Genomic DNA, 20,985 nt, shown 5'->3' on the forward strand with positions numbered 1-20,985 from the left:
CACGAGGCGATCTGTCCAAAGGCTGACCACAAACGCAGGAAGCGCTCCTGACCTGCAGTGATAGGACTTGCTTCGACTCAACCTGCGCGAAGTGCGGGCTCTCGCGCCGACGCACCACACGGTCCCCAAGGGCCCTAGACTGCAAGGCACTTATGGCGCTGCCTCCGCACGGGAACAGGAAACGGAGACGTCATGTGGAAGGCCCCGGTCAACGCACGGGAGGCACTGCCCTACATCGTCGACGCGGCGCGGCGCGACGGTTATCTCGGGCTCATGGTCATCCTCGCACGCACCGCGGAGGCCAGAACCCTCCATGAGGAGCTGTCGCGGGACTGGACCAGCATCCACGACGTGACCGGCCACCGCATCGCGGTGCTCTGCCCCGATCCCTGCTTCGTGGACGATCCGGAGGAAGAGCCGTATTACACGGCACTGGAGAGCCCGCGCTCCCTGTTCTGGAAGAACCTGACGCTCGACGACTGCGGCGACTTCACGCACACCCGAGTCCTGACCCCCGATGATGCCTGGAGAGGCATTCCGGTCGCACGTCCGCCGTACCCGGAGGATGTGCAGCAGGCCGCGTGGACCGAGGCGGTGTCCCGCTGCGCCGAGTTCTTCGGCATCACCGAGAGGCGGCTCCCCGCCGTTCTCGTGCTCTGTCTCCGGGAGGAGGTGGACATGCTGATCCAGCTACGCCCGGAGACAAGCCTCTACAAGCTGTGCAAGAGGATCGCGTCGCACCCCGGTTACTCGCCAGGGGACGACTTCTGGCTGCGGGAGCGGGTGCGTCTCACCCGCCTCGTGGAACGCTTCCCTCGGCATGGGTCCGGGCGGCACGAGCGGCGGAAGGTCGAGAACCCACCGACGAGTATGGCGCGGTTGCTGGAAGTCGACGCCGTTCGCAAGCAGATCGACGGGCTGCGACACCACTTGACGCTGGTCGCGCACGTCGCCCCCGAGGCGCACCGCACATGGTCGGAAAACCTCGCGGAGCTGATCCGTGCGGACGCCGCCGAACAGACCGCGCAGGCTTTCCTGACGGAGATCGCTCGCGCGGTCCGCGCGGACCCGAGGAAGGTCGACTGGCGCGGTCTGGACAAGAAGGTCGGGAAGGTCAAGCGCGCCCTGCGGGAGGCCGCTGACCCACCCGCGGAGCTGCACTACGTCCCGGAGAGCCAGGACGCGAAGGCTGAGCGAGAAGCCCAACTCGCCGCCCTGCAAGCGGAGCTGACTGAGACGGAACGATGGCTGGACACCAGGCCGGGGCTGGCGGAGGCGTGCAGGAAGGCAGTCCGGGACGAAATGGGTCCCTGCGCGGTCGAGTCGCTGGAACTCTCCGAATGCATCTCGCGCGGCAGGGGCTATTCCGCCGGGCGCATCCAGGCGATGCGCCCCACGGACTCGCCGCCCCCGTGCGAGGACGCGAACACCAGCAGAGACACGGAGACCGGCGCGGGCGCCACGGCCGGAACAGACAACGACCTGTCGGGGACCATCCACGGCCCCGCCGTACAGGCGGGGCAGATGGGAGACGTGCACTTTCATGTCCACGAGCCGCGAGCGCAGTCGCGGACCGATGGGCTCGCCTGGCTCCAACGCGCCTGGGGCCGGAGGAAGCGCCGGGACTACTAGCCTCGCGCTTCATGAAGCGGACTGTCCGACCGGGGGCTCACGCAAGCCAGCAGAGTGCGTACGCTCTCGCGGCTCGTCAGCACGTCGTAGGCAGAACCGCCTCCTTCCCCTTCGATGGTCCGAGGTCCGCCACCCAGGAAGCCGGCGACACGGGCGGCCACATCGGCATCGTCTGTGGTGAAACGCCAGGCGTCCAGGGCCTGGGGCCGACCCTCGGACAAACGCCCCATGTGGAAATGTCCGGCTCGGGCGGATGAGCTCTGCGTCATTCGCTACCTTCGGTTGAGGGGACGACATCTGATCTTCGCCACGTACCGATGCCGCAGTGCACGCGACGTGTCAGGAAACCGGCTACAGGCGGCGCTCCCTCATCGTGTCCAGCGCGGCAGTTCCGTTCAGATGGTTCCAGCCGAAGAGGTCTTGCTGTCGCTGGCAGACGGCGGCCGCGGACACAGCCGGCGCGACTCGGCGGATGTTCCCGTCAAAGCTCGGGTTCGTGGCGTTTCCGACCCTCTCCAGGACCGCCCGGCCCAGGGCGGTCTTCAGGCATGACCCCGAAACCACAGCGTGGAGGAGCCGATCATGAGCACTGCCCCGAATCTGCCGCTCCCGCTGCGCAGACCCGAGGCATTCGTCCTCAGCCCCATCCGCTACGGATGATCAGGGAGATCCGGGAGTCCCTGTCCGAGCAACAGCTTGGGCACTTCGCTGCCGAGCTCGCCGATACCGACATCGATGCCTTGTCCGACATGCTTCACCGCTGGGCGACCCTGAGCAGCGACGGGTTCCTTGAGCGGCTTACGGCGGCCCCGTTCGAGGGTCTGGAGTTCGGCCAGCGGTCCTCCGACGATGTGGCGGGCGGCGAGTGATCTATCTGCTCGACAACAACGTGGTCGCCGAGATCACCACCCGGTCGAGGCCCGTCCCGGCCGCCGTCGCCTGGGCTCGCTCGGCCGTCTCCTGCCCTCTATCTGAGGGCCATCACGGTCGCGGAGATCCAAGCAGGCATTGAGGGAACACCTGATCCGGTGCGGCGTACGGCTTTCGAGCGGGCGCTCGTGAATCCGGGATCAGTACCGTGACCGGATCGCCACCGTCGGCGAGCGGGCGGCACTCGCCTCCCCGATGCGCTGATCGCCGCCAAACAGAAGGCCCCGGCCGGTTTCCCGGTCGGGGCCTTCAAGTGCCCGGTGAGGCACTGGCGGAGGATACGAGATTCGAACTCGTGAGGGTGTGAACCCAACACGCTTTCCAAGCGTGCGCCCTAGGCCTCTAGGCGAATCCTCCGCAGAGAACATTACATGACGTCGAGGAGTGCTTGCGAACTCGTTCTCAGGGCCCCGCATCGGGTAACGTGTGGCCCAGCCCCTCACGCGGCGCTATCTGACTGAACTCCCCCAGGGCCGGAAGGCAGCAAGGGTAGGTTGGCTCTGGCGGGTGCGTGGGGGGCGCCTGCGTTCCCGGGGCGGTGGGGCTTGTCGGGGTGGCCGGGCTTCCCGGGGCGGACCGGTTGTCGGTGGGCGCCTATAACCTCGTATGCGTGTCGTCTCTCGCGCTCTACCGCCGTTACCGCCCGGAGTCCTTCGCCGAGGTCATCGGTCAGGGGCATGTCACTGACCCGCTGCAGCAGGCGCTGCGGAACAACCGGGTCAATCACGCATACCTGTTCAGCGGTCCGCGCGGATGCGGCAAGACGACCAGCGCCCGGATCCTGGCGCGGTGTCTGAACTGCGAGCAGGGCCCCACCTCCACCCCGTGCGGCGAGTGCCAGTCGTGCCGTGACCTGGCGCGCACCGGGCCGGGTTCCATCGACGTCATCGAGATCGACGCCGCCTCGCACGGTGGCGTGGACGACGCCCGCGACCTGCGCGAGAAGGCCTTCTTCGGGCCCGCCTCCAGCCGGTACAAGATCTACATCATCGACGAGGCCCACATGGTCTCCCCGCAGGGCTTCAACGCCCTGCTGAAGGTCGTCGAGGAGCCCCCGGAGCATCTGAAGTTCATCTTCGCGACCACCGAGCCCGAGAAGGTCATCGGGACCATCCGGTCGCGGACCCATCACTACCCCTTCCGCCTCGTGCCGCCCGGCACCCTGCGCGACTACCTCGCCGAGGTGTGCGGCAAGGAGGAGATTCCGGTCGAGGACGGCGTGCTGCCGCTGGTGGTGCGGGCCGGCGCCGGGTCCGTCCGGGACTCGATGTCCGTCATGGACCAGCTCCTCGCGGGCGCCGGTGCCGACGGTGTGACGTACGACATGACGACCGCCCTGCTCGGCTACACCGACGGCTCGCTGCTCGACTCGGTCGTCGAGGCGTTCGTCACAGGGGACGGCTCGGCCGCCTTCGAGGTCGTGGACCGGGTGATCGAGGGCGGCAACGACCCGCGGCGCTTCGTCACCGACCTGCTGGAGCGCCTGCGCGACCTGGTGATCCTCGCCGCCGTGCCCGACGCGGCGGACAAGGGGCTCATCGACGCCCCCGCCGACGTCGTCGAGCGGATGCAGGCCCAGGCGCAGTCGTTCGGCGCCGCCGAGCTGAGCCGCGCCGCCGACATCGTCAACGAGGGGCTCACCGAGATGCGCGGTGCCCACTCGCCCCGCCTCCAGCTCGAGCTGATCTGCGCCCGCGTGCTGCTGCCCGCCGCGTACGGCGACGAGCGTTCGGTGATGGCGCGCCTGGACCGGATCGAGCGCGGTGTGCGGTTCTCGGCGGGTGCGGGGGCGCCCGCCATGGGATACGCCCCAGGTCCCGAGGCGCACGCCGGTGCCGGCGGCGCCGCGGCAGCCGCCGCCCCGGTCCCGCCGGGCGGCGGTCCCGCCGCTGCCCGGGCGGCGGTACGTGCGCCAGGGCCCGGTAACGCCGGCGGTGCCCCGGTGGGCGGTGGTGGCGGCGCCCCGGTGGGCGGCCAGGGCGGTCCGCCCGCTGACGCGCCTGCCGGTGCGGGTCCCACCGCCGGCGACGGCGGCGGTCCCGCCGGAGGCGGACAGCCCCAGGCCGCCCCGGCGACTCCCGCCGCCCCGGCGACTCCCGCCGCCCCGGCGACTCCCGCCGCCCCGGCGACTCCCGCAGTCCCCGCCTCGGCGTCTCCCGCCACCCCCGCCGCGGCGCCTGCCTCCGCACCCGCTCCCGGCGCCTGGCCGACCGCGGCTCCCGCGGGTGGCGGCCGGCGCCCCGGCGGGTGGCCCACGGCGGCACCGGCGGGCGGCGGTCAGTCCGGGCAACCAGCCGCTCCCGCCTCGGCTCCAGGCTCGGCCCCCGGCCCGGCCGCGGCCCAGGTACCCGCACCGGTCGCCGCGGCACCCGGTCCGGCACCCGCCTCTCCGCCGCCGGGTGCGGGAGTCGACCCCCGCACGATCTGGCCCAACATCCTGGAGGCGGTCAAGAACCGCCGCCGGTTCACCTGGATCCTGCTCAGCCAGAACGCCCAGGTGACCGGCTTCGACGGCACATCCCTCCAGATCGGCTTCGTCAACGCCGGCGCTCGCGACAACTTCATGAGCAGCGGCAGCGAGGACGTGCTGCGGCAGGCCCTGTCCGAGCAGTTCAACGTGCAGTGGAAGATCGATGCGGTCGTCGATCCCTCCGGCGGCTCGGCACCCCCGCCCCCTGCCGGCCCCTCCGGCGGCTACGGCGGATCCGGTGGCGGCTTCGGCGGTGGCGGCGGTGGCGGCGGCGGCGGCTACGGAAGCGGTGCGCCCGCACAGCGCCCGTCGGGGCCCATGCCCACGGCCCCGGCTCCGGCTCCGGCCCCGGCTCCCGAGCCGTCCGCGCCCGCCGCGCCGAGACCCGAGTCCGCTCCCGCGCCCCGGCCCCCGGCCCCCGAGCCGCGCCCGGTCTCCCCCGAGGACGACATCCCCGAGGACGACGACCCCGACCTCGACGAGTCGGCCCTCTCCGGCAAGGAACTCCTGGTGCGGGAGCTTGGCGCGTCGGTGGTCGAGGAGATCCCGCACGAGTAGATCCCGCGTAGCTCCCGTGCGAGTGGACCCGCGCGCGGGTAGGTCCGTACGAGCGGATCCCGTACGAGCGGACCCCGTACGAGCAGGAAGCCGCGGGAGCAGGACCCCGTACGAGCAGGAGGCCGTGGGAGGTGCGGGGCCGGGCGGTCCCGGGCCCGGACTGGAGGAACGCACAAGACCCCGCGCCCCGCTCCTTCGGAAGCCCGCACAAACCGCACCGGCCCGTTCCCATTAGGCTTCACCCCGTGAAGGTCCTTGTCATCGGCGGCGGCGCCCGCGAACACGCCCTGTGCCGTTCCCTGTCCCTCGACCCCGACGTCACCGCGCTGCACTGCGCACCCGGCAACGCCGGTATCGCCGAGGTCGCCGAACTGCACCAGGTCGACGCCCTCGACGGCGCGGCCGTCACCGCGCTGGCCACCCGGCTCGGTGCCGAGCTGGTCGTGGTCGGGCCGGAGGCGCCCCTCGTCGCCGGGGTCGCCGACGCCGTGCGCGAGGCGGGCATCCCGGTCTTCGGCCCCTCCGGGCAGGCCGCGCAACTGGAGGGCTCCAAGGCCTTCGCCAAGGACGTCATGGCCGGCGCCGACGTCCCGACGGCCCGCTCGTACGTCTGCGTGAACCCGGCCGAGGTCGACGCGGCCCTCGACGCCTTCGGTGCGCCCTACGTCGTCAAGGACGACGGACTGGCCGCCGGCAAGGGCGTCGTCGTCACCGACGACATCGAGGCGGCCCGCGCGCACGCGAACGCGTGTGACCGCGTCGTCATCGAGGAGTTCCTGGACGGCCCCGAGGTCTCCCTCTTCGCCGTCACCGACGGCGAGAACGTGCGCCCGCTCCAGCCCGCCCAGGACTTCAAGCGCGCGCTCGACGGCGACGAGGGCCCGAACACCGGCGGCATGGGCGCGTACTCGCCGCTGCCCTGGGCCGACCCCAAGCTGGTCGACGAGGTCGTGCAGAGCGTCCTCCAGCCGACGGTCGACGAGATGCGCCGCCGCGGCACCCCGTTCTCCGGACTGCTGTACGCCGGTCTCGCGCTCACCTCGCGCGGCGTCCGCGTGATCGAGTTCAACGCCCGCTTCGGCGACCCGGAGACCCAGGTCGTACTGGCCCGCCTCAAGACCCCGCTCGCCGGTCTGCTGATGGCCGCCGCCACCGGCAACCTCGCCGACCTGGAGCCGCTGCGCTGGAGCGACGACGCGGCCGTCACCGTGGTCGTCGCCTCCCACAACTACCCCGGCACCCCGCGCACCGGCGACCCGGTCACCGGCCTCGACGAGGTGGCCGCCGAGGACGCCCCGCACGCCTACGTCCTGCACGCCGGCACCCGAGCCGAGGGCGACGCCGTCGTCAGCGCCGGCGGCCGGGTCCTGTCCGTCACGGCCACCGGCACCGACCTCACCGAGGCCCGCGACCGCGCCTACCGGGCCGTCGCCCGCATCGGCCTCGACGGCTCCCAGCACCGCACCGACATCGCGGCGAAGGCGGCCGCGGGCACCTGACCCGGCCCGGCGGAACACGCCCGCGCACCGAACCCGACAGGCCCCGGCTCCGTCCTAGGAGCCGGGGCCTGATCCTTGCTGTCCGTCATCCACCTTTCCCCAAAGCCATTCCATCGAGTGACCGATGAGCCATACGGCTGACGGGCACCGAGGCCCCAACTATGGTGCCGCGCAAGCGTTCCGGCACTTGGCCCACCGACATTGCGATGTCAGTGGTGGGTGCCACAGTGGGGGAGTGAGCAAGAGCCGGAGAGCAGCGGGAAAGCCCAGGGCAGCAAGGAGGGGGTGAGGTCCGGCCGTGACCGGTATCGGTGATGTGGAGATGGGCGCGCGGGCAGCGCGCTCTCGTGCGCTGGCCGTGCTGCGCGTCCGCAGCCGCGCGCTGGCCGTGGCGCTGTTGCCCGCCGCGGCCGCCGTGATCCTGCTCGTGGGCGGCTCCACCGGGCACCTCGCGGGCGGGGGCTGGGACACGGCCCGCTGGGTGGTGTCCGCGCTCGCGCTTCTCGTCCTGGTGGCCGCCGCCGGAGTCGCCCTGGTCGTCGCCCGCTCCCGGCCCGCCGTGACCCCGACGGTCACGATCGCCGAGGAGTCGGCGCCGGACCTCTACCGGATGGTGCGCGACCTGGCCGACCGGCTCGACGTCCCCGCCCCCTCCGCGATAGCCCTCACGCCGGACTGCGATAGCTGGCTGGAGGACCGCACCCACCCGGCCCACGGCCCGCCGCCCGTCGAGGAGCACGACGACGTGGCCGGCATCGGCGGACCCGCCCGCCGCCGGCCCGCCGCCGCGTCCGTCCTCGTCATCGGATCGCCCTTCCTGTGGTGGATGCGCGTGGGTGAGCTGCGCGCCGTCCTCGCCCCGGTCGTCGCCGGTGCGGGCCCTTCGGCGCACCCCGACATAGCCGCGGCCCGTCGCTTCATACGGGGCCTGGACGCCGCGGTGGCGGTGGCCTCGTCCGACAGCCGCGGTCCGCTGGCCCGGGTGCTGTGCGCGGGCCTCGGCCGGGTGTGCCGGCTCCTGCTGCGCGGCTGCCGCGTCCACGCGGCCCAGATGGAGCGAGGGGTGGCGGCCGCGGCCGCGGAGCGCGCACAGGCTGTGGACTACGGCCTGCGGATCGTCGCGCAGGAGCAGGTCGGGCTCGCCTACGCGGGCTGGGACCGGCTGCTGACCCGGGTGGCGTTGCCCGCCTGGCGGATGGGCCGCTGGCCCTCCCGACTGGACGTGGGCGTGGTCGCCGCGCTCACCGAGCTGTCCCGCCGCGACCGCCTGGCCGAGGGCTTCGCCTCCCGTCTGGGCGAGCGTCCCGCCTGCGACCTGCTGGAGGAGCCCGGGCTGATGGACGAGGCGGTCTCCCTCCTCGCCGCGCGCCTGTTCCACGGCGGGCCCGCCGAGACCGGACCGGACTGGGCGCCGGTGGGGTGGGACGACTATCCCGAGGAGGTCGTCGACCGGACCTGGCGCACGGACGCGGCCCGCCTCCACCGCGTCCTGGACACCCTGGGCGTCCGCCGCACCGCGGAAGGCGCGGCACCGGGCACGGACGGCCCGACCCTGGCCCGCGTCCTGGAGCACCTCACGACGACCCACGCCCCGTCCGCCGACGCCCCCGCCACCCGCCGGAACCGGACAGCCCCAGCCGACACCCACACGGGCACCGGCACGGGCACCGGCACCGAGACCGAGACCGACACCGGCACCGACACCGGCACCGACGCCCACACCGGCCCCGGAACGGCGAACGAGCCCGGGCCCGACACCGACGCGGAGCTCGGACTTGGCACCGAGGCCTTCGAGGGGCCAGCGTCCGGCATGGAGGGCGTCGGCGGGTCGGCGTCCGGCACCGAGGCTGTCGGCGGACCCGAGCCCAGCCTTGACCACACCGAGCACCTCGGCGCCCACGGCGACGCGGAGTCCCCCGGCGGTGATCACTCGGATCACCACGCCGCCGCCGACCACGCCGCCGCCGACCACGCCGCCGCCGACCACGCCGCCGCCGACCACGCCGCCGCCGACGATGACGACCTCGTCGGCACCACCGCCCGCGGGGCCGCGCTGGCCGCCGGGCTCAGTGCGCAGTTGGCCCGCGAGGAGGCGCAGGCGCAGCCGACCGGGTCCCGGTCCGCCCAGAAAGCCGCGGCACCGGCCGGCCCCGACACCGCCCTTTGGGACGACCGCGCGCTGCCCCTCCTCCCCCTGCAGCCCCCGCGCACCGGCCGCGAGATCCTCACCGCCCACATCACGGCGATGGTGTGCTGCGCGGCGATGGACACCGCCGGCGCGGCCCCCGGCCTCGACTGGCTCGACGGACCGTCCCTCCTAGTCGACGGCGCCCGCACCGTGGATCTGGCGCCCCGCGTCCGCAGCCTCGTCGAGACGGGCGACCCGGGCCCCCTGCGCGCCTGGATGACCGAGCTCGGCATACGCCCGGAGAAGCCGGTGCGCCTGGTCTGACCGCCCCGCAGGACTGCCGCGTCGGAACCTCGAACCCAACCGCGCCGCACCGGACCGACGTCGAAACCCCGAACCGAACCGCGCCGAGCGGACCGCGTCGGAACCCCGACCGGACCGCACCCGACCGGACCGCACCCGACTGGACCGCGCCGAACCGGACCACGGAGGAGCGACGAATCGGACCCTCTGATTCCACTTCAGGCCACTTCGCAACGAACAGTGACCGCACGCGCGCGAAATGTGATGTGCTGGGACCGATCGCGCACATGGCAAAGGCGTTCGTCATACGCACGACCACGGGGGCACGAGGGAGGGGACTGTCCCATGGGGCCCGAGCAGATCCGCCGCTGGGAGTCGGGAGCACTCGCGCATGCCGTGACGGATCCCTTCGGACAGGGGCCCGTCCCCTGGCTGCGCGGCGGCGAGACGTACTTCGGCGATACCGGCCAGGTCGTCGCCTGGTACGCGGACCAGGAAGCCTTACCGGACCCGGACGGCAGGACCGGCACCGGCACCGGCACCGGGGCCCGGGGGCGTCCCACCGACGTCGTCGGCCCGCGCGCCGCCGACGACGTCCGCCGCCAGATCAAGGGCTTCACCGCCACCGGAGCCGCCGCCCCCGGCGAGGCCATCGACTTCCACATCACCGTCGACCCGCCCCAGGAGTTCAGCGTCGACGTCTACCGGATCGGCCACTACGGCGGTGACGGCGCCGCCAAGATCACCACCAGCCCCCGCCTGTCCGGCATCGTCCAGCCCCCTCCGCTCACCGCCGACCGCACGGTCTCCTGCCACCACTGGTGGCTGTCCTGGCGGCTCCAGATCCCGTCGTACTGGAACATCGGCGCGTACGTCGCCGTCCTCACCACCGTCGACGGCTACCGCTCCCACGTGCCCTTCACGGTCCGCGACAGCCACCCCGCCGACCTCCTGCTCCTCCTGCCGGACATCACCTGGCAGGCGTACAACCTCTACCCGGAGGACGGCCGCACCGGCGCCAGCCTGTACCACGCCTGGGACGACGACGGCCGGCTCCTGGGCGAGGCCGACGCCGCGACGACCGTCTCCTTCGACCGTCCGTACGCGGGTGCCGGCCTCCCCCTCCACGTCGGCCACGCCTACGACTTCATCCGCTTCGCCGAGCGCTACGGCTACGACCTCGCCTACGCCGACGCCCGCGACCTGCACTCCGGCCGCGTCGACCCCACCCGCTACCGGGGCCTCGTCTTCCCCGGGCACGACGAGTACTGGTCCGCCGCCATGCGCCGCACCACCGAACTCGCCCGCGAGCACGGCACGTCCCTGGTCTTCCTCTCCGCCAACACCATGTACTGGCAGGTGGAGCTGGCCCCCTCCCCGTCCGGCACCCCCGACCGACTGCTGACCTGCCGCAAGCGCCGGGGCCCGGGCCGGCCGGTGCTGTGGCGGGAGGTCGACCGTCCCGAGCAGCAACTGCTCGGCATCCAGTACGCCGGCCGCGTCCCCGAACCGCACCCGGTGATCGTCCGCAATGCCGGGCACTGGTTCTGGGAGGCCACCGGCGCCCACGAGGGCGACGAGATCGAGGACCTGGTCGCGGGCGAGGCCGACCGGTACTTCCCGCGCACCGCGCTCCCCGAGCACGACGAGCGCGTCCTGCTCGCGCACAGCCCGTACACCGACGCCGAGGGTGCCCGGCGGCACCAGGAGACGTCGCTGTACCGGGCGCCGTCGGGCGCCTGGGTCTTCGCGTCCGGGACGTTCGCCTGGTCCCCGGCCCTGGACCGCCCGGGCCACGTCGACCCCCGTGTCCAGCGGGCCACCGCCAACCTCCTGGACCGCATCTGCAAACGGGACTGACCCGAACCCGGCCCGCACCCGCCCGGCACCCGGGCTCCCATCCGCATCCCCATCCGCACCCCCACCCACACCGGCACGCACCCCCACCGCACCCGGACGACCCGCCGTCCCCGATCGCCCGCCCGTACGGGACAATCGGAGACATTGGACAGAACCACGGGGAGGAACCGTGTCCGGATTCGTCGAAAAGCCCGAGCCGATCCAGGTTCCGGGTCTGGTGCATCTGCACACCGGCAAGGTGCGCGAGCTGTACCAGAACGAGGCGGGCGACCTCGTGATGGTCGCCAGCGACCGCATCTCCGCCTACGACTGGGTGCTGCCGACCGAGATCCCCGACAAGGGCCGGGTCCTCACCCAGCTCTCCCTGTGGTGGTTCGACCAGCTCGCCGACCTGGTCCCGGACCACGTCCTGAGCACCGGGCTGCCCCCCGGCGCCCCCGCCGACTGGGAGGGCCGCGCGCTGGTCTGCAAGTCGCTGCGGATGGTCCCGGTGGAGTGCGTGGCCCGCGGCTACCTCACCGGCTCGGGGCTGGCCGAGTACCAGCAGACCCGCACCGTCTGCGGCCTCGCCCTGCCCGAGGGCCTCGTCGACGGCTCGGAGCTGCCCGCCCCGATCTTCACCCCGGCCACCAAGGCCGAAGTCGGCGAGCACGACGAGAACGTCTCCTACGAGGAGGTCGCCCGGCAGGTCGGCGCGGACACCGCGGCCGCCCTGCGCCAGGCCACCCTCGCCGTCTACTCCCGCGCCCGGGACATCGCCCGCGACCGCGGCGTCGTCCTCGCGGACACCAAGTTCGAGTTCGGCTTCGCGGGCGCCGACGGCGACGACCTCGTCCTCGGCGACGAGGTGCTCACCCCGGACTCCTCCCGTTTCTGGCCGGCCGACCAGTGGCAGCCGGGCCGCGCGCAGCCGTCGTTCGACAAGCAGTTCGTCCGGGACTGGCTGACCTCGGCGGAGTCCGGCTGGGACCGGAAGAGCGAGCAGCCCCCGCCGCCGCTGCCGCGGCAGGTCGTGGACGCGACCCGCGCCAAGTACGTGGAGGCGTACGAGCGCCTGACCGGCCTGACCTGGTCGTAAGCCCGCCCGAGCACGCCACTACGCCGAAGCGGACGGCGGACGGCGGACGGCGGACGGCGGACACGAAGAAGCCCCCGGCCGGAGCCGGGGGCTTTCTCGTGTGGAGCGAACGACGAGGTTCGAACTCGCGACCTCAACCTTGGCAAGGTTGCGCTCTACCAACTGAGCTACGTTCGCACTGCGCCCTGATCGGAAGCCGTAGACGGATGTCGTGGCCTTCGCCGTGGCGCGACAGCCACTATACCCAACCCCGCTCCCGCGCGAGCCGTACCGCCGCGTGCCGATTCTCGGCGCCGAGCTTGCTCGCGGCCGACGACAGGTAGTTCCGCACGGTCCCCTCCGCGAGCGCGGCGCGCTCGGCGATCTCCGCGACGGGCGCCCCGTCGGCGGCGTGCTCCAGCACCTCGGCCTCGCGCGCGGTCAGCGGCGAGTCGCCGGCGGAGATCGCGTCGGCGGCCAACTCGGGATCGACGTAACGGTTTCCGGCGTGCACCGCGCGGATCAGCTCGGCGAGCCGCTGGGCGCTGACCGTCTTGGGGACGAACCCGCGCACACCCGCCGCGAGCGCCCGCTTCAGGTGGCCGGGCCGCCCGTGGCTGGTCACGATCAGCACCTTGCAGCCGGGCAGCTCGGACCGCAGGGATGTGGCGACCTTCACACCGTCCGCGCCGGGCATCTGGAGATCCAGTACGGCCACGTCCGGGTCGTGCGCCCGCGCCATCGCCAGCGCCTCCGGCCCGGTGGCCGCCTCGGCGACCACGACGAGGTCGTCCTCCAGGGACAGCAGGGCCGCCAGAGCCCCGCGGATGAGGTGCTCGTCGTCGGCGAGCAGCACGCGCACCGGGGTCGTCACGACGCGGCCTCCAGCACTGCCGGGCCGTCCGCCGGCAGCGGCACCTCGGCCGTGAGCCGGAACACGTCCTTGCCGGCGCGCCCCGCCTCCAGCGTGCCGTCCACCGCGGACAGCCGCTCCCGCAGCCCCGCGAGTCCGGAGCCGCCCGAGGGCCCTGCCCCGGTCGCCTCCGCCACCCCGTCGTTCTCCACCGTCAGCACCACACGACCCTCCGTAATCCGTACCGTCACGGCGCACTTCTCCGCGTTGCCGTGCCGCAACACGTTCGTGGTCGCCTCCCGCACCACCCAGCCGAGCGCCGACTGCACCTCGGCCGGCAGCCCGGCCGTCTCGCCGGTGACCTCCGAGTCGATGCCGGCCGCCGAGAGCACACCGCGGGCGCCGGCCAACTCGACCTCCAGGGCGACCTCCCGGTAGCCGCGTACGACGTCCCGGACCTCCCGCTGCGACTCCTGGGCGATGCGCTGCACCTCGATCATCTGCTCCTCCGCCTCGGGCCGACCGCGCCGGGACAACTGGACGGCCAGTTCGCTCTTGAGCGCGATGACGGCCAGGTTCCGGCCCATCACGTCGTGCAGGTCCCGCCCGAAGCGCAGCCGCTCCTCGGCGACCGCGAGCCGGGTGCGGGTCTCCTTGGCCTCGTCGAGTGCGTAGACGGCGTTGAGCAGCCAGACCGAGAAGATCGAGGTGAAGGCCAGGAACGCGCCCCCCACCAGCACGCTGCACGCCATCGCGAGCGCGGCGAGGCCCGGCAGGCCCAGCGGGAAGGACACGACCCCGCCGCCGAGCGCGAAGCCGCCGACGAGGGCGACCACCCGCCGCCGGTCCCGCACCCCGAGGGCGATGACGCCGGCGCCGAAGCACAGCACCACGCTGAAGACCGTCCCCGCCACGCTGTCCACGGCGTCGCCCCTCGGTCCGCGTTCCGCGAGACCGACCGCGCCGACGGCGATCACCGAGGTGAGAAGGGCGAGCACCCACAGCAGCCGCACCGGCTGCGCCCGCCGGGCGAGGGTCCAGTCCAGGGACCGGGAGGCGACCAGCATGCAGACCGCGGCGTGTGCGACGGCCGCCAGGGCCAACCCGGTCGCGAGCCGTGGTCCGGCCCGTTCGACGGCGGACAGGACGATCACGAGGATCTCGATGACTCCGAAGAAGTGGAACGACCACCGCGTGTACGTCTCCACCTTCGCCGGCGTGCTCTTCCGCCCCCACCAGCGCCTCGGCCTGCGCATGCCCTCGCTCGCCCCGCTCTCCCTGATCCCGACCGTGGCCCGGGTCCTGTCCCGGCTCCGGGCCTCGGTCCTGTTCCCGCAAGCCCCGCAAGCCCCGCAAGCCCCGCAGGTCCCGCAAGCCCCGCAGGTCCAGCAAGCCCCGTACGTCCCGTACGTCCCGTACGTCAGTGCCGCGGCTCCCAGCGGAACCACCGTCGTACAGCAAACACCGCGACCACGGTCCAGGCCACCGCCGTCGCCACGGCGCCCAGCGCCTCGTAGGCCGACAGGTCGCCGGTCCAGCCGCCGCGCACCAGGGTGACGACGGGGGTCAGCGGCAGCAGCTCGCAGAAGGAGGCCAGCCGGTCGGGGAACAGCTCCAGCGGGACGAACATGCCCGAGCCGAGCATCGAGACGAAAGTGAACGGCAGCGGCGTGACCTGTGCGCTCTCACCGGTGCGGGTGAAGCTCGCGGTGACCGCCGCGAGGGCTGCGCACATCACGAGACCGAGCAGCAGGCCGAGCACCGCCAGGTGGGGCGCGGACGGTGCGGACAGGTCCAGCAGGGCGAAGCAGCCGGCCGCCAGCAGCAGGCTCTGCACGAGCCCGCTGAGCACGGCCGGCATCGCGGACCCGCTCAGGATCTCGACGTCCCGCAGCTCACCGGTGCGCAGCCGCTTGAGAACGAGTTCCTCGCGCCGGACGACGAAGACGCCGACGAGGGCCGAGTAAACGGCGAACAGCAGCGAGAAGCCGATCGCGGCGGGCAGGACGAGCGTGCCGGTGGTCAGCCCGGCCTCGGCGAGGTCCATCTCCTTGGACGCCGACCAGACGCTGAACGGCAGCACCAGCGGCACGAAGAGGGCGGCGAAGACGGTGCCCTTGTTCCGCCCGAGCAGGGTCAGTTCGGCCCGGGCGAGGGCGGTCATGCGCCCCATCGCCGTGGTGTCCGGGACGTTCGCGGCGCGCGCCGGGGAGTGCTCGGTGGTCGTGGCGCTCATGCCGCGTACTCCTTCGTCGTCTTCGTCGTACCCTCGGCCGTCCGCGCGGACGCCTCCTTCGCGATCCCCAGGAACGCCTCCTCCAGCGACGCCGACCGCACGTCCAGGCGGCGCAGTTCCACCCCGGCCTGGCCGGCCCACACCAGCAGCCCGGTGGCGGCGCGCTGGAGTTCACGGGTGCGCAGCCTGACCGTCCGGCCGTCGACCTCGTGACCGCTGACGCCCAGCTCGGCGAGTGGCGGCAGGTCGCCCACGAAGTAGCCCGTGGGCAGCTCGAAGGAGATCCGGGACGGCTGCGCGGCGGTCACCTCGGCCGGGGTCCCGGTGGCGGCGATCCGGCCGTCGTGCATGATCGCGAGCCGGTCGGCGAGGTTCTCGGCCTCCTCCAGGTAGTGCGTGGTCAGCAGCACCGTCGTACCGCCGTCGCGCAGTGCGCTCACCAACTCCCAGGTGTCCCGGCGGCCTTCGGCGTCCAGTCCGGTGCTGGGTTCGTCGAGGAAGAGCACCTCGGGGTCGCCGAGCAGCGCGAGCGCCAGGTCCAGGCGGCGCCGCTGGCCCCCGGAGAGCTGCTTCACGCGGGTGCCGGCCTTGGCCTCCAGCCCGACCATCGCCAGCACCTCCGCCGGCGGTCGGGCCCCGCTCACGCACCCCGCCCACATCCGCGCGGTCTCGGCGACGGTCAGCTCGGACGGGAAGCCGCCCTCCTGGAGCATGACCCCGGTGCGGGGGCGTACGGCGGCCCGCTCGGTGTACGGGTCGTGCCCGAGGACGCGCACCCGGCCGCCGGCCGGAGCGGCGAGGCCCTCCAGCAGCTCGACCGTCGACGTCTTGCCGGCGCCGTTGGTGCCGAGGAGGGCGAAGACCTCTCCGCGGCGCACGGAGAAGTCGATTCCGCGCACGGCCTCGAACCCGCCCCCGTACACACGTCGCAGGTCGGTGACCTCGATCACGTGCTCGTGTCCGTTTGTTTGCATGCCCCAAGCTTTCCGGGCTCCCGGGCCGGACGACAGTGCGGCCCGTCATCACCCGGCATGACAAATGTCAGACGGAGGCCGACCGGTCTTCCTCCGGCTCCGGAATCACAGGGCGCACGAAAAGACCCCGGTCCTTGGAGGACCGGGGTCTGATTCCCGAGCGGACGACGAGGCTCGAACTCGCGACCTCAACCTTGGCAAGGTTGCGCTCTACCAACTGAGCTACGTCCGCATTGCCCCCGACCGGCCTTCACCGATGGGTGCGAGCACTAGCCTACCTGATCGAATCGAGTGATCGGTACGGCGATGCAGAGCGGGTGACAGGAATTGCACACTGCGCCTTCCCCCTGGAAGGGGGATGTTCTACTACTGAACTACACCCGCATGTTCCGTGAGCTGGGCCTTTCGGCCTCGCCCCTCGGCGTGCTCCAGACTTTAGCTGATCACCCGGGGTGCTGCGCAAGTCGGGTGCCGCGAGGGGCGGCTGAGCGGCCGTCGGTCACCGGCTCACCGGTCACCGGCCACGGGAAGTGCGCACCGGAAGTGCCGCACCGGAAGTGCCGCACCGGAAGGCTCACCGGAAGCGGCTCACTGCCGAGTGCCTCACTGCCGAGCGGCTCACTGCGCCTCGGCGAACGCCTCGTACACCTTCTTCGGGATCCGGCCCCGTGCGGGCACGTCCATCTTGTTCGCCTGGGCCCAGGCCCGGACCGCCGCCGGGTCGGGGGCGACCTCCGTCTGCCGGTACGCCTTGCCGGAACGGGACCGCTTGCGGCCGGCCGACACGTACGGCTCGAGGGCCTTGCGCAGTTTCCGGGCATTGGCTTCGTTCAGGTCGATCTCGTACATCCGGCCGTCGACACCGAAGGCGATCGTCTCCGCCGCTTCCGAGCCGTCGATGTCGTCAAAGAGAGTGACCACGACACGCTGCGCCACGAATATCGGTCCCTTCGTGCGGCATCTCCGCCATGACGTGCCAGGACGCCGCGATGATGCCGACTGATCGCCTGTAATTGAGGCAAAGTATCGGCTAATGACATTTCATTTGTACAGTGCCCGGCATTGCAATGGGAAGACCGACTAAATCTCTCCGCGTGTCTGTCGCGCAATAGCTGCCCAGGCCCGATCCCGGATCTTTCCCAAAGATTTTCGCGACCGCCTCCCGTCGATGCCGGATCGTGACAGGGCTCACGTACTTTCCTCCAAGGCTACGCGCGTAGAAATTTTGTACGGGTAGTCTGAAGGAACCTGCTCAGCACCACACACCGGGAGTGCCAGTGGCACGCGTCGTAGTCGACGTCATGCTCAAGCCGGAGATCCTCGACCCCCAGGGCCAGGCGGTCCAGCGCGCACTGCCGCGGCTGGGTTTCGAGGGGATCTCGGACGTACGTCAGGGAAAGCGATTCGAACTGGAAGTGGACGGGCCGGTCGACGACGCCGCCCTCGCCCGCATCCATGATCTTGCGGAATCCTTCCTCGCCAACACCGTGATCGAGGACTTCACCGTCAAGGTCGAGTCCGATGACGTAGTCGCGGGGGCCGTGAAGTGACCGCTCGTATTGGCGTCGTCACTTTCCCCGGCAGTCTCGACGACCGGGACACGCAGCGCGCGATCCGCGTCGCCGGCGCCGAACCCGTGTCCCTCTGGCACAAGGACAAGGACCTCAAGCAGGTCGACGCCGTGGTGCTCTGCGGTGGTTTCTCTTACGGCGACTATCTGCGCGCCGGTGCCATCGCGCGCTTCTCGCCGGTGATGGACACCGTCATCGACCAGGCCAAGGCCGGCCTTCCGGTGCTCGGCATCTGCAACGGCTTCCAGATCCTCACGGAGGCCCACCTGCTGCCCGGCGGGATGCTCGGCAACGACCACCTGCACTTCATCTGCCGTGACCAGAAGCTGCGGGTGGAGAACGCGGAGACCTCCTGGACCAGCGACTACGCCGCCGGGCAGGAGATCCACATCCCGCTGAAGAACATGGACGGCCGCTACGTGGCCGACCGGCGCACGCTGGACGAGCTGGAGGCCGAGGGCCGGGTCGCCTTCCGTTACGTGGACTTCAACCCCAACGGCTCGCTCAACGACATCGCCGGCATCACCAACGCCGCCGGGAACGTCGTCGGCCTCATGCCGCACCCCGAGCACGCCGTCGAGCCGCTGATCGGCACCGGCCGTACCGACGGCCTCCCGTTCTTCACCTCGATCCTCAAGAAGCTGGTCAACGCATGAGCCGGACGCCTCTGGACACGGTCGAGCACGCGACCGCGACCCCCGACGTCGAGCTGCCCTGGGCCGAGCTGGGCCTGAAGAAGGACGAGTACGAGCGGGTGGTGGAGATCCTCGGCCGCCGCCCGACCGGCGCCGAGCTCGCCATGTACTCCGTCATGTGGTCCGAGCACTGCTCGTACAAGAGCAGCAAGGTCCACCTCCGCCAGTTCGGCGAGAAGGCCCCCGAGTCGGACGCGATGCTCGTCGGCATCGGCGAGAACGCCGGTGTCGTCGACGTCGGCCAGGGCTACGCGGTCACCTTCAAGGTCGAGTCGCACAACCACCCGTCGTACGTGGAGCCCTACCAGGGCGCGGCCACGGGCGTCGGCGGCATCGTCCGCGACATCATCGCGATGGGCGCACGTCCGGTCGCCGTCGTGGACCCCCTCCGCTTCGGCGCCGCGGACCACCCCGACACCAAGCGCGTCCTGCCCGGCGTCGTCGCCGGCATCGGCGGCTACGGCAACTGCCTGGGCCTGCCCAACATCGGCGGCGAGGTCGTCTTCGACTCCTGCTACCAGGGCAACCCGCTGGTCAACGCGGGTGCCATCGGCGTCATGCGGCACGAGGACATCCACCTCGCCAAGGCGTCCGGCGCGGGCAACAAGGTCATCCTCTACGGCGCCCGCACCGGCGGCGACGGCATCGGCGGCGCCTCCATCCTGGCCTCCGAGACCTTCGACGACGCCAAGCCGTCGAAGCGCCCGGCCGTCCAGGTCGGCGACCCCTTCCAGGAGAAGCTCCTCATCGAGTGCACCCTGGAGGCGTTCCAGGAGAAGCTGGTCGTCGGCATCCAGGACCTCGGCGCGGCGGGCCTGTCCTGCGCCACGTCCGAGCTGGCGTCCAACGGCTCCGGCGGGATGCGCGTCACCCTGGACGACGTACCGCTGCGCGACTCCACGCTCTCGCCCGAGGAAATCCTCATGAGCGAGTCGCAGGAGCGCATGTGCGCGGTCGTGGAGCCGGAGAAGGTCGACCGCTTCCTGGAGATCTGCGACAAGTGGGACGTCATCGCCACCGTCATCGGTGAGGTCACCGACGGCGACCGCCTGGAGATCTTCTGGCACGGCGGCAAGATCGTCGACGTGGACCCGCGCACCGTCGCCCACGACGGCCCGGTCTACGAGCGCCCCTACGCCCGCCCCGACTGGCAGGACGCCCTCCAGGCCGACGACGCGAACAAGCTGCCCCGGCCGGAGACGGGCGAGCAGCTCAAGGCCCAGGTCCTGAAGCTGGTCGGGTCCCCGAACCAGGCGTCCAAGCAGTGGATCACCCAGCAGTACGACCACTTCGTGCAGGGCAACACCGTCCTCGCCCAGCCCGAGGACTCGGGCATGATCCGCGTGGACGAGGAGTCCGGCCTCGGCGTGGCCATCGCGACCGACGGCAACGGCCGGTACGCCAAGCTCGACCCGTACACGGGAGCGCAGCTCGCCCTGGCGGAGGCCTACCGCAATGTGGCGACGACCGGTGCGAAGCCCCTCGCCGTCTCCGACTGCCTGAACTTCGGCTCGCCCGAGGACCCGGCGGTGATGTGGCAGTTCGCGGAGGCCGTGCGCGGCCTGGCGGACGGCTGCCTGCAGCTCGGCACCCCGGTGACCGGCGGCAACGTCTCGCTCTACAACCAGACCGGCGAGGCCGCCATCCACCCGACCCCGGTGGTCGCGGTCCTCGGCGTCATCGACGACGTGGCCCGCCGCACGCCGGTCGCCTTCCAGGAGGAGGGCCAACTGCTCTACCTCCTCGGCGACACGCGTGAGGAGTTCGGCGGCTCGGCCTGGTCCCAGGTCATCCACGACCACCTCGGCGGCCTGCCCCCGCAGGTCGACCTGGAGCGCGAGCGCCTGCTGGCCGAGATCCTGATCTCCGCCTCCCGCGACGGCATGATCGACTCCGCGCACGACCTGTCCGACGGCGGTCTGGTCCAGGCGGTCGTCGAGTCGGCGCTGCTCGGGGAGAAGGGCGCGCGGCTGGTCGTACCGGACGGACTCGACGCCTTCACCTTCCTGTTCTCGGAGTCGGCGGGCCGCGCGGTCGTCGCCGTCCCGCGCTCGGAGGAGCTGCGCTTCAACGACATGTGCGGCGCGCGCGGCCTGCCCGCGACCCGCGTCGGTGTCGTGGACGGGGACGCGGTGGAGGTCCAGGGCGAGTTCTCGCTCCCGCTGGCCGAGCTGCGCGAGGCCCACGAGGGCACGATTCCGGCGCTGCTCGCGTAGAAG

The 20,985-nt window shown here is 72.0% G+C and carries 15 protein-coding genes, 4 tRNA genes and 1 other RNA gene; 11 read left to right on the forward strand and 9 right to left on the reverse strand.

Translation table 11 applies throughout. The annotated features are described in order from the left end of the window. Positions 1 to 192 precede the first annotated feature (192 nt). On the forward strand, positions 193 to 1,632 hold the full coding sequence (locus B1H29_RS19350) for a hypothetical protein (protein WP_055422007.1): 1,440 nt from the start codon (positions 193 to 195) through the stop codon (positions 1,630 to 1,632). 656 nt (positions 1,633 to 2,288) lie between these two features. Then, on the forward strand, positions 2,289 to 2,501 hold the full coding sequence (locus B1H29_RS19365; RefSeq protein WP_234393202.1) for a hypothetical protein: 213 nt from the start codon (positions 2,289 to 2,291) through the stop codon (positions 2,499 to 2,501). A gap of 330 nt (positions 2,502 to 2,831) precedes the next feature. Here the strand turns inward: B1H29_RS19365 and B1H29_RS19375 are convergent. Beyond that, positions 2,832 to 2,919 (reverse strand) — tRNA-Ser (locus tag B1H29_RS19375). A 74-nt stretch (positions 2,920 to 2,993) separates the two neighbouring features. Between B1H29_RS19375 and ffs the strand changes: the two genes are divergently transcribed. The 6 genes from ffs (at position 2,994) to B1H29_RS19405 (ending at position 12,458) form a co-directional block, all read left to right on the forward strand. Then, positions 2,994 to 3,088, forward strand: an RNA gene (gene ffs / locus B1H29_RS19380) — signal recognition particle sRNA small type. An 84-nt stretch (positions 3,089 to 3,172) separates the two neighbouring features. Next, positions 3,173 to 5,590, forward strand: a complete 2,418-nt coding sequence (locus B1H29_RS19385; protein ID WP_055422005.1) for a DNA polymerase III subunit gamma and tau — start codon at positions 3,173 to 3,175, stop codon at positions 5,588 to 5,590. Positions 5,591 to 5,835: 245 nt separating this feature from the next. After that, positions 5,836 to 7,089 (forward strand): phosphoribosylamine--glycine ligase, encoded by a 1,254-nt coding sequence (gene purD / locus B1H29_RS19390; protein WP_055422004.1) that lies wholly within the window; start codon positions 5,836 to 5,838, stop codon positions 7,087 to 7,089. 322 nt (positions 7,090 to 7,411) lie between these two features. Then, complete coding sequence (locus B1H29_RS19395) at positions 7,412 to 9,541, forward strand: hypothetical protein (protein ID WP_432280069.1); 2,130 nt, start codon at positions 7,412 to 7,414, stop codon at positions 9,539 to 9,541. A 324-nt stretch (positions 9,542 to 9,865) separates the two neighbouring features. Further along, on the forward strand, positions 9,866 to 11,380 hold the full coding sequence (locus B1H29_RS19400; protein WP_055422003.1) for a N,N-dimethylformamidase beta subunit family domain-containing protein: 1,515 nt from the start codon (positions 9,866 to 9,868) through the stop codon (positions 11,378 to 11,380). 169 nt (positions 11,381 to 11,549) lie between these two features. Beyond that, positions 11,550 to 12,458 (forward strand): phosphoribosylaminoimidazolesuccinocarboxamide synthase, encoded by a 909-nt coding sequence (locus B1H29_RS19405; protein WP_055422002.1) that lies wholly within the window; start codon positions 11,550 to 11,552, stop codon positions 12,456 to 12,458. A 101-nt stretch (positions 12,459 to 12,559) separates the two neighbouring features. On the opposite strand, the gene B1H29_RS19410 is transcribed toward B1H29_RS19405, so the two are convergent. The 8 genes from B1H29_RS19410 to B1H29_RS19445 all read right to left on the reverse strand — a co-directional run bounded on the left by B1H29_RS19410 (position 12,560) and on the right by B1H29_RS19445 (position 17,436). Further along, positions 12,560 to 12,635, reverse strand: a tRNA-Gly gene (locus tag B1H29_RS19410). 61 nt (positions 12,636 to 12,696) lie between these two features. Next, entirely contained in the window at positions 12,697 to 13,311 is a 615-nt protein-coding gene (locus B1H29_RS19415) for a response regulator transcription factor (RefSeq protein WP_055422001.1), read from the reverse strand. Beyond that, positions 13,308 to 14,546 (reverse strand): sensor histidine kinase, encoded by a 1,239-nt coding sequence (locus tag B1H29_RS19420; RefSeq protein ID WP_055422000.1) that lies wholly within the window; start codon positions 14,544 to 14,546, stop codon positions 13,308 to 13,310. The genes B1H29_RS19415 and B1H29_RS19420 overlap by 4 nt, the downstream gene beginning before the upstream one ends. Before the next feature lie 164 nt (positions 14,547 to 14,710). Next, the gene (locus tag B1H29_RS19425) at positions 14,711 to 15,526 is read right to left on the reverse strand and encodes an ABC transporter permease (protein ID WP_055421999.1); all 816 of its coding nucleotides are present in this window, start codon (positions 15,524 to 15,526) and stop codon (positions 14,711 to 14,713) included. Next, entirely contained in the window at positions 15,523 to 16,500 is a 978-nt protein-coding gene (locus tag B1H29_RS19430; RefSeq protein ID WP_055421998.1) for an ABC transporter ATP-binding protein, read from the reverse strand. The genes B1H29_RS19425 and B1H29_RS19430 overlap by 4 nt, the downstream gene beginning before the upstream one ends. Before the next feature lie 159 nt (positions 16,501 to 16,659). Continuing rightward, positions 16,660 to 16,732: transfer RNA gene (locus tag B1H29_RS19435), tRNA-Gly, on the reverse strand. Positions 16,733 to 16,812: 80 nt separating this feature from the next. Next, positions 16,813 to 16,884, reverse strand: a tRNA-Gly gene (locus B1H29_RS19440). Positions 16,885 to 17,118: 234 nt separating this feature from the next. Next, entirely contained in the window at positions 17,119 to 17,436 is a 318-nt protein-coding gene (locus tag B1H29_RS19445; protein ID WP_055421997.1) for a histone-like nucleoid-structuring protein Lsr2, read from the reverse strand. Between the two features lie 341 nt (positions 17,437 to 17,777). Here B1H29_RS19445 and purS point away from each other — a divergent pair, with 341 nt between their 5' ends. The 3 genes from purS to purL are packed head-to-tail and all read left to right on the forward strand — an operon-like array spanning position 17,778 to position 20,982. Further along, positions 17,778 to 18,050 carry a phosphoribosylformylglycinamidine synthase subunit PurS gene (gene purS, locus B1H29_RS19450; RefSeq protein WP_053133538.1) on the forward strand — a complete coding sequence of 91 codons (273 nt, stop codon included), beginning with the start codon at positions 17,778 to 17,780 and terminating at the stop codon, positions 18,048 to 18,050. Next, entirely contained in the window at positions 18,047 to 18,727 is a 681-nt protein-coding gene (gene purQ / locus B1H29_RS19455) for a phosphoribosylformylglycinamidine synthase subunit PurQ (RefSeq protein WP_055421996.1), read from the forward strand. Before purS ends, purQ begins: the two co-directional genes overlap by 4 nt. Then, positions 18,724 to 20,982, forward strand: a complete 2,259-nt coding sequence (gene purL / locus B1H29_RS19460) for a phosphoribosylformylglycinamidine synthase subunit PurL (protein WP_055421995.1) — start codon at positions 18,724 to 18,726, stop codon at positions 20,980 to 20,982. The genes purQ and purL overlap by 4 nt, the downstream gene beginning before the upstream one ends. The last annotated feature ends 3 nt before the right edge of the window (positions 20,983 to 20,985 follow it).

The sequence above is a fragment of the Streptomyces pactum genome, from assembly GCF_002005225.1.
GTDB classification, from domain to species: domain Bacteria; phylum Actinomycetota; class Actinomycetes; order Streptomycetales; family Streptomycetaceae; genus Streptomyces; species Streptomyces pactum_A.

Excerpts from the sequence above, each read along its gene's own strand:
- purL (WP_055421995.1), top strand. The coding sequence starts at position 18,724 with ATGAGCCGGACGCCTCTGGACACGGTCGAGCACGCGACCGCGACCCCC.
- B1H29_RS19425 (WP_055421999.1), bottom strand. The coding sequence starts at position 15,526 with ATGAGCGCCACGACCACCGAGCACTCCCCGGCGCGCGCCGCGAACGTC.
- B1H29_RS19430 (WP_055421998.1), bottom strand. The coding sequence starts at position 16,500 with ATGCAAACAAACGGACACGAGCACGTGATCGAGGTCACCGACCTGCGA.
- B1H29_RS19400 (WP_055422003.1), top strand. The coding sequence starts at position 9,866 with ATGGGGCCCGAGCAGATCCGCCGCTGGGAGTCGGGAGCACTCGCGCAT.
- B1H29_RS19420 (WP_055422000.1), bottom strand. The coding sequence starts at position 14,546 with ATGCGCAGGCCGAGGCGCTGGTGGGGGCGGAAGAGCACGCCGGCGAAG.
- B1H29_RS19365 (WP_234393202.1), top strand. The coding sequence starts at position 2,289 with ATGATCAGGGAGATCCGGGAGTCCCTGTCCGAGCAACAGCTTGGGCAC.
- B1H29_RS19395 (WP_432280069.1), top strand. The coding sequence starts at position 7,412 with ATGGGCGCGCGGGCAGCGCGCTCTCGTGCGCTGGCCGTGCTGCGCGTC.
- B1H29_RS19350 (WP_055422007.1), top strand. The coding sequence starts at position 193 with ATGTGGAAGGCCCCGGTCAACGCACGGGAGGCACTGCCCTACATCGTC.